Annotated in this window: 11 protein-coding genes; 5 read left to right on the top strand and 6 right to left on the bottom strand. The window is 57.7% G+C overall.

Annotated elements, in window-relative coordinates:
* Together NTD81_RS21350 and NTD81_RS21345 are read right to left on the bottom strand one after the other, a co-directional pair.
* Positions 1-2,154 (bottom strand): Ig-like domain-containing protein (locus tag NTD81_RS21350; protein WP_262184766.1); only part of this gene is annotated, 2,154 nt, incomplete at its 3' end.
* 590 nt (positions 2,155-2,744) lie between these two features.
* A complete protein-coding gene (locus NTD81_RS21345; protein WP_262184765.1) occupies positions 2,745-3,587 on the bottom strand; it encodes a S1 RNA-binding domain-containing protein in 843 nt (280 codons plus the stop codon).
* Between the two features lie 321 nt (positions 3,588-3,908).
* Between NTD81_RS21345 and NTD81_RS21340 the strand changes: the two genes are divergently transcribed.
* Together NTD81_RS21340 and NTD81_RS21335 are read left to right on the top strand one after the other, a co-directional pair.
* Positions 3,909-4,097 (top strand): hypothetical protein, encoded by a 189-nt coding sequence (locus NTD81_RS21340; RefSeq protein ID WP_262184764.1) that lies wholly within the window; start codon positions 3,909-3,911, stop codon positions 4,095-4,097.
* 340 nt (positions 4,098-4,437) lie between these two features.
* Positions 4,438-6,666 carry an LTA synthase family protein gene (locus NTD81_RS21335; RefSeq protein ID WP_262184763.1) on the top strand — a complete coding sequence of 743 codons (2,229 nt, stop codon included), beginning with the start codon at positions 4,438-4,440 and terminating at the stop codon, positions 6,664-6,666.
* Positions 6,667-6,732: 66 nt separating this feature from the next.
* Here the strand turns inward: NTD81_RS21335 and NTD81_RS21330 are convergent, their stop codons facing one another.
* The 4 genes from NTD81_RS21330 to NTD81_RS21315 all read right to left on the bottom strand — a co-directional run bounded on the left by NTD81_RS21330 (position 6,733) and on the right by NTD81_RS21315 (position 10,464).
* Positions 6,733-8,085, bottom strand: coding sequence for a DEAD/DEAH box helicase (locus NTD81_RS21330; RefSeq protein WP_262184762.1), 1,353 nt, complete (start codon positions 8,083-8,085; stop codon positions 6,733-6,735).
* Between the two features lie 159 nt (positions 8,086-8,244).
* Positions 8,245-9,144, bottom strand: coding sequence for an EamA family transporter RarD (rarD, locus tag NTD81_RS21325; protein WP_262184787.1), 900 nt, complete (start codon positions 9,142-9,144; stop codon positions 8,245-8,247).
* 237 nt (positions 9,145-9,381) lie between these two features.
* Positions 9,382-9,999, bottom strand: coding sequence for an FMN-dependent NADH-azoreductase (locus NTD81_RS21320; protein ID WP_262184761.1), 618 nt, complete (start codon positions 9,997-9,999; stop codon positions 9,382-9,384).
* A gap of 150 nt (positions 10,000-10,149) precedes the next feature.
* On the bottom strand, positions 10,150-10,464 hold the full coding sequence (locus tag NTD81_RS21315) for a 3-phosphoglycerate kinase (RefSeq protein ID WP_262184760.1): 315 nt from the start codon (positions 10,462-10,464) through the stop codon (positions 10,150-10,152).
* 88 nt (positions 10,465-10,552) lie between these two features.
* On the opposite strand from NTD81_RS21315, the gene NTD81_RS21310 reads away from it, so the two are divergent.
* Genes NTD81_RS21310 through NTD81_RS21300 form a run of 3 tightly spaced genes read left to right on the top strand, consistent with a single transcriptional unit; the run spans position 10,553 to position 12,867 of the window.
* Entirely contained in the window at positions 10,553-11,494 is a 942-nt protein-coding gene (locus NTD81_RS21310; protein ID WP_262184759.1) for a LysR family transcriptional regulator, read from the top strand.
* A complete protein-coding gene (locus NTD81_RS21305) occupies positions 11,495-12,280 on the top strand; it encodes an alpha/beta fold hydrolase (RefSeq protein WP_262184758.1) in 786 nt (261 codons plus the stop codon).
* 32 nt (positions 12,281-12,312) lie between these two features.
* Positions 12,313-12,867, top strand: a complete 555-nt coding sequence (locus tag NTD81_RS21300; RefSeq protein ID WP_262184757.1) for a peptidylprolyl isomerase — start codon at positions 12,313-12,315, stop codon at positions 12,865-12,867.
* Positions 12,868-12,926: the final 59 nt, after the last annotated feature.

The raw sequence follows: 12,926 nt of genomic DNA, 5'->3' as shown, positions 1-12,926 counted from the left end.
GGTCACTTCACCCAGCACGGTCCCACCAGCGTCGGTCAGGGTAATAGTCGCACCGGCCTCAGCGCTACCGCTGATAGCCTCACCGTTACTCGGGGCAATCACCGGCGCAGGCGGCGCAATAGCATCCACCACCACCGACACAGTCGGGCTGGGATTGCCGTTAACATCCACCGCCTGCACATTCAGGGTGACACCATCAGCCACTGGCACTGCCGGGGTGATTGACCAAGCGCCCGTGCCATCAGCAGTGGTTTGACCGATAAGGTTGCCACTGGCATCACGCACCACGACGCCCACTCCGGCCTCAGCGGTGCCGCTAACCGAGGCGCCATTGCTCGGATTAACCAGCGGCGCGTTAGGGAAGTCAGGCGCCAGAACAGTCGCTGCGCTGCTGCCATTACCGGCAGGGTCACGCACCACCACGCTGATGGTTTCGCCATCGTGCAGCGGCGGAGTCAATGCCACCGTGAAACTGCCATCAGCCGCGACCAGCGCAGTGGTATCGACCGTGCCATCGCCATTGAGATCAATTAATACAGTGGCACCCGCCTCGGCAGTGCCACTTAGGCTGCTGCCATCGGCTGCCACTTGCAGGTTGCTGGCGGGCGCTGGCGCCGTGGAGTCCGGCGCATCAATTTGCGCTGGCGTACTGCTGTTGCCAGTCGGGTCGGTGACGATTACCGTCACGGTCTCGCCATTGGTCAACGGCGGCTGCAACGGCGCGGTAAAGCTGCCGTCGGTGCCAGCGACCACCGTTTGATCGGGCTCGCCATCGCCGTTGGTGTCGATACCAACGGTGGCGCCAGGTTCGGCATTACCGGAAACGCTGCTGCCATCCGGAGCCACTTGCAGATTGCTCGCTGGCGCCGGGGCGGTGCTGTCAGGCGCACCAACTTGCGCGGGCGGGCTGTTGTTACCAGTGGGGTCAGTGACGATAACGGTGATGGTCTCGCCATTGGTCAACGGCGGCTGCAACGGCGCGGTAAAGCTGCCGTCGGTGCCAGCGACCACCGTTTGATCGGGCTCGCCATCGCCGTTGGTGTCGATGCCAACGGTGGCGCCCGGCTCGGCATTACCGGAAACGCTGCTGCCATCCGGAGCTACTTGCAGGTTGCTGGCCGGAGCCGGGGCGGTGCTATCTGGAGCACCAACTTGCGCGGGCGGGCTGTTGTTACCGGTGGGGTCCGTGACGATAACGGTGATGGTCTCGCCATTGGTCAACGGCGGCTGCAACGGCGCGGTAAAGCTGCCGTCGCCACCGACGACCACCGTTTGATCGGGCTCGCCATCGCCGTTGGTGTCGATGCCAACGGTGGCGCCCGGCTCGGCATTACCGGAAACGCTACTGCCATCTGGAGCCACTTGCAGATTGCTCGCTGGCGCCGGGGCGGTGCTGTCAGGCGCATCAATTTGCGCGGGCGGACTGGAGTTGCCTGAAGGGTCAGTGACGATAACGGTGATGGTCTCGCCGTTAGTCAAAGGCGGCTGCAACGGCAGATTGAAGCTGCCGTCGGGGCCAGCAATTACGCTGACATCGGGCTTGCCATCGCCATTGGTGTCGACCCCCACGGAGGCGCCGGGCTCAGCTTTACCGCCAATGCTGCTGCCATCGGGCGCGACCTGCAAGTCAGAGGCTGGGGCAGGTGCAGTAACGTCGGGTTCTTCCCCTGGGTTGGGTTGCGGATCGTGACCACCGCCACCGCCGCCACCACCGCTGGCGATTGCCGCACCAGCACCGACAACGCCTGCGCCAATCAGCCAGGCCATACCGGCGGTAATGCCCTCCTCGCTAGCGGTAGTCAGCGATTCAAAACCCGCCAAAGTCTCTTGCGGGATGTATTGAGCCGCTAACGCACCATCCGCTGCCACAGGTGGCAAATACACGGCCACCAGTTTGTCGTCGTCAACTAAGAACAACTGGCTGGGCTCCTGCCCTGGCGCATAAAAGTTAACGATGCGAATAGTTTCGCCAGAATCTAATTTAATCAGTAAGTCAGCACCACTCTTGGAGTAGCCCTGCACAGCGTCTGGATCGATGTTTATAGCGACATTGCTGCTTTGGGTTAACGTAAGAACGTTATCGTTAGCAAGCTGGGTAATTGGGGCGGATGAAACTTCTTGGGCGAGGGGACTAACTTTAACCTGACTCGACATAGCTGCAACTCTCCTATTGCGACAACTGAGCTTCCTATAAGCACTGCTCGACAAATATAAAATTAGCAGAACTACCGATAAATCAACGCCAGCGTTTTATCATCCCGACAAAACGTCTAAGTCCTTTACAACAAAAGCACTAGCGACGAATTAAAAAGCTAGCCAAAAAGTCCACCAACTTAATTAGCAAGCTCTACAATAAATCACCCCAAGTATTAAATATCTAATAGCTTAGACAGCAACTAGCCAAGCCAACCCAATAGCCACACACTATGTGAGCGACTTAATGAATCGCCTATTTAGACTAGGAAAACGGTTAAGAAAGGATCATCCAGAAATGCACGCAATGGCTCTAATGCGCCACTCCTGATCAAAAAGATATTGAAAGGTGCAACTTATCGCCAACAGGTTGTTCTTGTTGGTTTGTTGGAAGGGTATCAGGTGGTACTAAGTGGCACCGTAAGACAATGCCGACTCGAAGAGTAATATTTCTCTGGAAGCCCCGCCCTGCGCAGCCTCCAGAAAACAACAGTAGGACAATTGACAATCACTGGTAGCATGTCGATCTTAACTTCCGATCAACGGATTGTTTAATTGTCTATCAATTTTATATGGTCGCTATGAATGGCAATCAAACCTTGCTTATAAAGACCACCTATAGCTTTTTTGAAATTACCTTTGCTCACCCGAAACAGCGCTGCGATTTCTTCCGCCGGGCTCTTATCACTCAGTTTGAGCACGCCATCCTGCTCACGCAGCTTGGCCAGGATTTGCTCAGACAAGCTACTGGCCGCAGCCTGACCTACGGGCTGCAAGCTCAAACTAATTTTGCCGTCAGCACGTACCTCTTTGATAAAGCCTTTTTCTTCCATGCCGGCCCGCACGAACTTAAACAGTTCATTCTTGTGCAGCAGCCCCCAGTGCTTACCATTAATAATGGCCTTGAAGCCCATGTCAGTAGACTCGACGATCAACAGGTCAACTTCCTCAGCGACTTTATAATTAGCTGGGGTGTTATCTAAATAGCGATCTAATCTGGCAGTAGCAGTAATTCGGCGTGAACGCTTATCGACAAAAACATGCACCACGCAATAATCACCAATTTGCAGCGGGCGTTTTTCTTCGGAATGCGGCAACAGCAGATCTTTAGTTAATCCCCAGTTTAAAAATAAACCGACGCGATTAATATCGACCACTTTTAAACTGGCAAAGCCGCCCACTTGAACTTTCGGCTTCTCCGTGGTCGCGATTAATTTGTCTTCACTGTCTAGATAAATAAAGACGTTTAACCAATCGTCAATTTCACTGGGTATGTTTTTCGGGATATAGCGCTTGGGCAATAAAATTTCGCCATCTGCGCCGCCATCCAAATACAGGCCGAAGTCGGTGTGCTTCACCACCTGCAAACTATTCATCCGTCCAATTACAGCCATGCTGACCTACCCTCATTAACAGGCCGCCATTCTAGCCGAGTCGCCGCTCGATTTCTGCCCACAGCCGCGCACCCTGCCGCCCACAAGGCCATTCAGCTGGAGCAGACGACCAATGGCGGGCAGTCGCCAGGCGCCGCCAGCGGCCTTGGCCGGCCAGCTAAATTAGACATAAAACAAAAACTTACAGCCCAATTTATTAATTAATTCGAGCACCAGGAGAGTTTTCTTAATGCTTGATTTAAATATTCGACCGCTATTTAACGAGCATTTGTCAAGCAAATCAGGTAACCTGAACGGCCAACTTAAATTTATTCAAGGTTAATGGCCGCCATGCGTGTAAAAGCCTCCAACAGCAAACCCAAACCGGCTCCTGCTGTCGAAACCAGCGCCTCCATCGATGCGCAAATTGAAGCCTTTCTGAAATCTGGCGGTAAGATTCAAGAAATTGCCAAAGGTGTTAGTGGTCAAGTTTATGGCGCCACTAAACAAATCAGCATCGGCAAAAAATAATATGGGCTGGCCATGCGGCGTTTTGCTCTTACTGACAAAACGCTGGCCACTCCCCAGCGCTCTAGCCCCCGCGTAACTGATTATCTCTGCGCTGTTCCCCTGGCTAATAAATCGAATTAGCCAATTATTTCCGGCGTCATTCTTTCGTCACTTTCGCTGATTACCCCTAGCGCTGCGCACAGTCATGTTTCAAAATCGTGACGATCATATTGCCACTGTTATAACTGCGCTTGGTTAATCCCGCGTACTTGACTGGCTACTGAGCCCTGCGGCTCTTCGACCGTGCACTCGCCAGCAGCGGGCAAGCGAAATTTTCCGACCAATTCTCTTAGGAGTATTCGTGCAGGCTCTCATCCACCGGCTGCCACGTCCCTCTGGCGCATTACTGGCTTTGGCTGTACTGCTGCTGGTAGTGCCCATGCTTGGGCGTTACGCATTGGGCTGGTCACACCTGTACGGCTACCTCTCCGACTTAGCCTTGGGCAGCTTGCTGCTGGTGCTGCTGCATCGCCGTAGCAGCTGGCTAGCACTGCCGGTACTGATGGTGTGGGCACTGTTTAGTCTGAGCAACATTGAATTGGTCAATGCGGTGGGGCGTATGCCTGAGCCCAGCGATCTGCAATATCTGCTCGATCCACAGTTTGTCAGTCACTCCACCCAGGGCGACGGCCTCAGCCATCCCTATTTGGCGGCGATGTTGCTGGTCAGCTTGCTGGTTTACTGGCTGCTGCGCTTGCGCCAGCCGCGCACGACCACCGCGCCTAAGCCATTATCGCGGCGCTGGCTGCTGTTACCCCTCAGCCTGTTTGCCGTGCACGGCTTAGAGCAACAACTCGAGCCCAGCAGTGCGGATCAGTGGCTGCAGTTCAACCTCTCGCACAAGTTGCTGGCCGAAGCCACCAGCAACGCCCAACAAACACTGGTTGATTGGGTCGAGCGCGACACCCCTAGCGCGCCCGTGGACATCAGCGCCCTCAGCCAGCTGGATTTAACCGGCACGCCGCTACTGGCCCAAGCAGGCAACGCGCGCAATGTGCTGATCATCACCCTAGAGGGCGTTACTGGCGCCTACTTGCAAGGCAGCCGTGAGGCGATTGGCAGCAGCTACCAGGCCGACCCCATGCCGCGTCTCAGTCAGTGGGCGCAGCACGGCATGCTCACTTATGACTACGTGCTGCACAGCCACCAGACTATTCGTGGCCTGTACGCCATGCTCTGCGGCGATTACAGCAAACTCGACACCGGCACCCCGAAAGGCCTGGAGCTGCTCAATAACCCCGAGCGCAGCCAACAATGCCTACCCGCCCAACTGCGTGAACGCGGTCTGAGCACACACTTTTTGCAAGGCGCGGGCCTGCGTTTTATGGCCAAAGATCAAATCATGCCGCGCATGGGCTTTGACCACACCCTGGGCCGCGACTGGTTTCGCAACAAGCCTTATCTGGAATTTCCCTGGGGCATGGACGACAAAGCCTACTTCGAGGGCGCCCTGACTTACGTGCAACAACTGCGCAAGCAACAGCAGCCGTGGATGCTCACCTTGCTCACCGTCGGCACCCACCAGCCCTACTCTGCCCCGGCTAATTACCTAGAGCGTTATCCGACAGCCAAGCTGGCCGCCATCGGCTATCTGGATGACGCCATCGCCGACTTCCTCGATGCGCTGAAACAGCAAGGCGTGCTCGACGACACCTTGGTCATCGTCACCAGCGACGAATCCCATGGCCTGGAAGATGTGCGCTTAGCCTCGGCCTGGGGCTTTAACCTGCTGCTCGCGCCAGAGCAGGAGCAGCTGCCCAAGCTCAAGCATGGCGTCTACGGCCATGTCGACCTCACCGCCTCGGTGCTGGATTACTTCGCCTTCCCGGTGCCAGCCAACCTCACGGGGCGCTCGCTGCTGCGCGACTACAGCAGCGGCCGGCAGATCATCTCCTACACCAATGGTTTGCTGCGCCTGCACGACGGTCAGGGCAACTTCACCGAGTGCGACTTTCAGGACATTTGCCGCCGTTACGCCAGTCCGGGTTTTATCGCGGATAAAGCCCGCTACGTGCAGCGCATCAGCGGCCGGCCAGCACGCCTAGTCAGCCAGCAAGCGGCCCTGCTCGACCAATCCGTCAGCGGCCTGCTCAATGCCGAGCATTATCAGTTCGCCAACGCCCAGCCAATCAGCCTTAGTGCCGAACTGGGCAACGACTGGACCGATAACCTGATCGGCGCCCAGTACCTGAGCCTTAAGCCCGCCACGCAAACCACGGTGACCCTCAAGGTGCGCGGTATCGACTTAGGTGAGCAAGGCGCGCGTCTGCAGTTGAAAACCAAGGAATACGATCGCGATGTCGCGCTGGGCATCCCGGAAATTCCGCTGCTAACCAGCGCGCAACCTGTAGAGCTGAGCTTTAGCTTCGACAACCCGGTGCAGCGCAAGGCGTTCTCCTTCCACCTCTTGGGTCAAGGTGAAGGCGATATCGAGATCCTCGACTTCAGCGTCAGCAGCACCGCCCTGCCCAGCGAAGATGAACTCTTGGCCACACAAAACGCTAATGCCGAAAGCGACAGCACGCCCTAAACCACGCCCATAAAAAACGGCGGCTAATCCACTGGACTAGCCGCCGTTTTTGCTTTGCCCTAAGCCTTATTCAGCGGCAGGCGCACGCCGCTTCAGCGGGGCCAAACCATCCTGGCTGACCAAGGTGCTGGCCGCCGGCTTTGGCTTATTGATGGTGTTGCGCTTGCTCGGCGCCTTGGCCGCTGGTTTTTTCGCGGCGAGCTTCTTGCCCGTTTTCGGATCGACCTTTTTCTTCTTCGGCCCAGCAGCCTTGCCCGAGGCCTTGAGGTTTTTCGGGCCTTGGTAAATGCCTTTGAGTTCTTTGATATTCCGTCGCTCAAAACGCTGCTTGAGGTAACGCTCGATGCTCGACATCAGCGCCCAATCGGTATGGCAGATCAACGAGATCGCCAGGCCTTCAGCGCCAGCCCGACCGGTACGGCCAATGCGGTGCACGTACTCGTCACCGGAACGCGGCATGTCGAAGTTGATCACCAGATCCAGGCCATCCACGTCCAACCCACGCGCCGCCACATCAGTGGCCACCAGCACCTTGACCGCGCCTTGCTTGAGGCGATCAATGGCCAGCTTGCGGTCTTTTTGATCCTTCTCACCGTGCAGCACAAACACCTTCACGCCATTGGCGACCAACTTGCCGTACAGGCGGTCGGCCTGCACCCGGGTGTTGGTGAAGATGATGGCCTTGTCGTAGGTTTCGTTGGCCAGCAGCCAATCCACCAGACGCTCTTTATGGTGGTTATGGTCAGCGGTAATGATTTGCTGGCGGGTGCCTTCGTTGAGCTGGCTGACCCGGTTCAGTTGCAGGTACTCAGGCTCGCGCAGCACCTTGGCCACGACTTCGCGCAGGCCTGCGCCGCCACTAGTGGCGGAAAACAGCAGGGTTTGACGCTGTTGATTGCACAGCTCAGCCAGGCGCTGCACGTCTTCGGCAAAGCCCATGTCGAGCATGCGGTCGGCTTCATCGAGCACCAGCACCTCGACTTCATCCATCTGCAGGTTGCCGGCGTTGGCGTGTTCGATCAAACGCCCGGGCGTGCCGATCAGGATGTCGACTTTGCGCAGCATCGCGGCCTGCACTTTAAAGTCTTCACCGCCAGTGATCAGGCCAGCCTTGAGGAAGGTGAACTGGGCGAAGCGTTCGACTTCTTTAAGCGTCTGCTGGGCCAGCTCACGGGTCGGCAGCATGATCAGCGCGCGCACGCTCACCCGCGGCTGCGACGCGCCAGTACCGAGCAAACGGTTAAGCATGGGCAAGACAAACGCGGCGGTTTTACCGCTACCGGTCTGGGCGATTACCCGTAGATCTTTTCCCTCCAGCGCCGGCGGAATGGCCGCGCTCTGCACCGGGGTGGGCTCGACAAAGTTCAGCGCAGCCACGGCTTTTAGCAGGCGTTCATGCAGGGCGAATTGGGAAAACACGGAGTAACCTCGACAATAAAGCGAAAAATCAGCCGCATAGCCTACCGTTTTCCGGCGCTGGAGCCGAGTTTCTTTGCACATTCGCCCGGATAAAAGCGCTCATCGGCACTTAATGATGCTCTTTTGCCGAGCTGTTCAGCACCTAACCACCCCGCCCAGCTAAGTAGAAGCGACCTTGGCCTGCTTGATTAACACGCTCGCGCTGTCCCATCCGACCAGCAGCACGGCCAGCCAAATCGGCAGATAAGTCAGCCACTGCGCGGCATTAAAGGTTTCGCCCAAAAACAGCAGCGCGACGACAAACAGCAATACCGGCTCGACATAACTGAGGATGCCAAACAGGCCCATGGGCAATAAGCGGCTGGCCGTCATCATCGCGGCAAAGGCCATGGAGCTCAGCAGCGCCAGCCCCGGCACCAGCCACCATAGCTGCGGACGCAGGCTGAAGGCATCCACCGAACTCCAACAGAGCGTCACCCAGATCGCCACCGGTGCCATGCACAGCATCTCAAAGGCAAACGCCGGCAAGGCGTGCAAGCGCATCCAGCGGCGCAACATAAAGTACGGTGGGTAACCCAGCACCGTGACCAGTACCACCCACGACAAGCCCTGCACTCGCCACAACTCATGGCCCACACCGAGCAAGGCGCACAGCACCGCCAAGGTTTGCAGCGGCCGCAGGCGCTCGCCATAGAACAGCCGCCCGACCACCACCATCGCCAGCGGCAAGAGGAAGTAACCCATGCTCACATCGAGCATGCGCCCGGCCAGCGGCGCCCACAGAAATAAAAACCACTGCACGCCCATCAGCAGTGCCGCCAGCGGCAAGGCCACAAGCAATAAAGGCTCACGCCGCAACCGCGCGCAGGCGAGCCTGAAGTCCGGCCATTGGCCGCTCACCAGCACTAACAGCATTACCGCCGGAATCGACCACAAGACGCGCTGGGCAAACACTTGCAGGCCGTCCAACGGCGAGAGTTGCTGCACATACCCAGGGACTACGGCAAACAGTACGGAGGCGAGCAACGACAGCCCGACCCCACGCCCAGATAAATGCATCACGCCCCCTCAGTCCGCTAGCACCTGCGCCATGTGTGTACTTGGAATAATTCAGCGCAGCGGCATTTTGCCTGCATTCGCGCCAAGGTCGAAGCTTAAATACGACTTCGAGCAAATTCCGAGCGCTGCATATTAAAAAACCCGACCGCCGCAAGGCAGGTCGGGTGAGGCGTCCAAGGAGCGGTAAGACGCAGAAGGGACTACATTCGCAGCTAAATCGACAGCTAAGCGCTCGGCTTAAGCGGCCTGGGTCGGCTGTACCACCGCCGCCAGTTGCGCCTTGGCCGCCTGCATGCCCTTAGCGTTGTGCTCTGGGCTGAGGTTGAGGCCTTCGGCGTGAACAAAGCTGACGTCATGGATGCCGATAAAGGCCATGGCTTGGCGCAGGTAACCTTCTTGGTGATCCAGCGGCGTGCCGGCATACACCCCACCACGGCTGGTCAGGGCAATGGCGCGCTTACCGGAGAGCAAGCCTTGCGGGCCATTAGCGGTGTACTTAAAGGTCACGCCGGCACGCAGCACATGGTCGAGCCAGGCTTTGAGGGTGCTCGGGATGGCGAAGTTGTACATCGGCGCCGCCATGACCAGCACATCGGCTTCGAGCAATTCGTTGGTCAGCAGATTGGAGCGTGCGAGGGCTTCGGCCTGTAGCGCGGTGTGCTCACTGGCCGGCGCGATCCACCCGGTCAGCAGATCCAGGTCGAGGTGCGGTACTTGCTCCACAGCCAGGTCACGGACAGTGATCTGATCATTGGGATGCGCAGCCTTCCAGCGGCTGATGAACTCTTGAGTCAACTCGCGGCTGGACGAACCTTGCTGACGAGCACTGCTTTCAATGATCAGAACTTTTGCCATGATGTTGCTCCATCGGAGAAGTTGAATTCGATGGAGCAGAGATTACAAACGAATACATCGATTAAAAAGCCGATTTATTCGCATTAAACTATCGATTAAATTGATTTGTAACCTAAAGCCAATTAGGCTTCAGCCATAGTACCTCTCCAATCAGACAGGTTCACAGGTCAGGGCGATACGCATTTTGATAATGCTGCGGCTGGTTTTCAGGGTCAGCGTGCTGCTCTGCCCGGCATTCAAGCTCACCTTGCGTGTGCGCGGTGCCTCAGGCCCGCTGCGGAACACCGCACTACACTTGGCATCGCGCTGGCCATAGTTGTACAACTGCACGCCAGCCATATTGTGGTCGATTTCTTGGGTCGAAGCCGACACCTCAGCGCCGTTGAGCTGTTTCTCCACTTCGATTGGATAAGCCAAGGCTGTCAGGGGTAGGCAGGCCAGGAAGGCACAACAAAGCTTTTTCATCAGGGTCGTCTCCGCTAGAGGATGGCCAGTTTAGGTTGATTGCGTAGATATTGGCACCCTGCACGCGGGGTGCGAACAGGAAGCGACTATGAAGGCACCCCGCGTAACCCTTGATCAATGGCGCACCCTGCAAGCCGTGGTTGATCAAGGTGGCTTTGCCCAAGCGGCAGAATTGCTGCACCGTTCTCAATCCTCTATCAGCTATACCGTGGCGCGCATGCAAGAGCAGCTCGGCGTGCCACTTCTGCGCATCGACGGACGTAAAGCCGTGCTCACCGATGCTGGCGACGTGCTGCTGCGCCGCTCACGCCACTTGGTTAAACAAGCCAGCCAACTGGAAGACCTCGCCCACCACATGGAGCAAGGCTGGGAAGCCGAAGTGCGTTTAGTCGTCGATGCCGCCTACCCCAACGCCCGGCTGGTGCGCGCCCTCACCGCCTTTATGCCGCAAAGCCGCGGCTGCCGCGTGCGCCTGCGCGAGGAAGTGCTGTCCGGGGTGGAAGATGTGCTCAACGAAGGCGTCGCCGACTTGGCTATCAGCGCGCTGAATATCCCTGGCTTTCTCGGCGCTGAATTAAGCCCCATCGAATTTATCGCCGTGGCCCACCCCGATCACGCCCTGCATCGCCTGCAACGCACCATCACCCACGAAGACCTGCAAACCCAGATGCAAGTGGTGGTGCGCGATTCCGGCCGGCAGCAGCCGCGCGATGCCGGCTGGCTCGGTGCCGAGCAACGCTGGACGGTCGGCAGCCTGGCCACCTCGGCGACCTTTATCAGCAATGGCTTGGGCTTCGCTTGGTTGCCTAAGCACCTGATTGAGCGCGAGCTGAAAGACGGCTTGCTCAAGCCACTGCCACTGGATCAGGGTTGCCTGCGCAAGCCGCTGTTTTATCTGTACACCAGCAAAGATAAAACCCTGGGCCCCGCCACACAGATTCTGATCGAGCTGATTAAGCGCTTTGACCAGTTGCCACTAGACGCTCACTACGCAGCTCCCGAGGCCACCCTCGAAGCCGAGGCCGACTAAATGAGCTATTTCAGCCGCGACAACTGCCAGCTGTATTACCAAGAATGGGGCCAAGGCACGCCGCTGATCTTGCTCCACGGCTTGGGTTCCAGCAGTGCAGACTGGGAATACCAAATCCCCGCGCTGAGCAGCCATTACCGGGTGATCTGCCTGGACGTGCGCGGCCATGGCCGCTCGGATAAGCCGCGGGAAAAATACCGCATCAAAACCTTTGCCGATGACTGCCTGGCCCTGCTCGATCACCTGCAACTGCCCCAGGCGCATGTGGTGGGCATTTCCATGGGCGGCATGATTGCCTTGCAGCTCGCCGTCGAACAGCCGCAGCGCCTGCTCAGCCTGTGCATCGTCAACAGTGCGCCAGAGGTCAAACTGAAAACCCTGCGCCACTGGATCGAAGCGGGCAAGCGCTGGACCCTGGTTCGCCTGCTGAGTCTGGACAGCATTGCCAAGGGCCTGGGGCAGATCCTCTTCCCCAAACCTGAGCAAGCCCTGCTTCGCGAAAAAATCGCCGAGCGCTGGCCGCAAAATGATAAGCGCGCCTATATCGCCAGCCTCGACGCCATTATTGGCTGGGGCGTGACTGAACACTTGGGGCGCATTACCTGTCCGATCCTGGTGGTCGCTGCCGAGCGCGATTACACCTCGGTAGCCGACAAGCAGGCGTACGTGGCAAAGATGCCGACAGCGCGCTTATTAGTCATCGAAGACTCGCGCCACGCCACGCCGCTGGATCAACCCGAACATTTCAACCGTAGCCTGTTAGCCTTCCTCGCTGAAGTCGAATAGGCCTCTGCTACTACCCATAAGGAAAACTCTCCATGCTGAAAAAACTCCTGCTGACCACCTGCGCTGTGTTGTTCGCCGGCAATCTGTTGGCCGCAGAAAACCCTAAGGTGCTGCTGAGCACCAGCCTGGGTGATATCGAAGTAGAGCTCAGTGCCGACAAAGCACCGATCAGCACCGCCAACTTCCTCAAGTACGTCGACAGCGGCTTTTATAACGGCACCCAATTCCACCGCGTAATCCCCGGCTTTATGGTGCAAGGCGGCGGTTTTGACGCGCAGTTGAAAGAGAAAAAGACCGGCGCGCCGATCAAGAACGAAGCCGACAACGGCCTGCACAACGTGCGTGGCACCTTGGCCATGGCCCGCACCCAAGTGCGTGACTCGGCCACCAGTCAGTTCTTTATCAACCACAACGACAATGCCTTCCTCGACCACGGTGGTCGCGACTTTGGCTATGCCGTATTCGGCAAGGTGACCCGTGGCATGGACGTGGTCGACAAGATCGCCCAAGTCCCCACCAGCAACCGTGGCATGCATCAGAATGTGCCGCAGGAGCCGGTGCTGATCACCAGCGCCAAGCGTCTCTGATCCTTCCCGCCGGGGCACTCGCCCCGGCCCCCTCTGCAACAACAGCGCCGAGCCCTGCC

Origin of the sequence: Pseudomonas sp. 5P_3.1_Bac2, assembly GCF_025465995.1 — a bacterium.
GTDB lineage: Bacteria > Pseudomonadota > Gammaproteobacteria > Pseudomonadales > Pseudomonadaceae > Aquipseudomonas.
The sequence above is the reverse complement of the archived record's forward strand: the minus strand, read 5'-3'. Positions and strand labels throughout refer to the sequence as shown.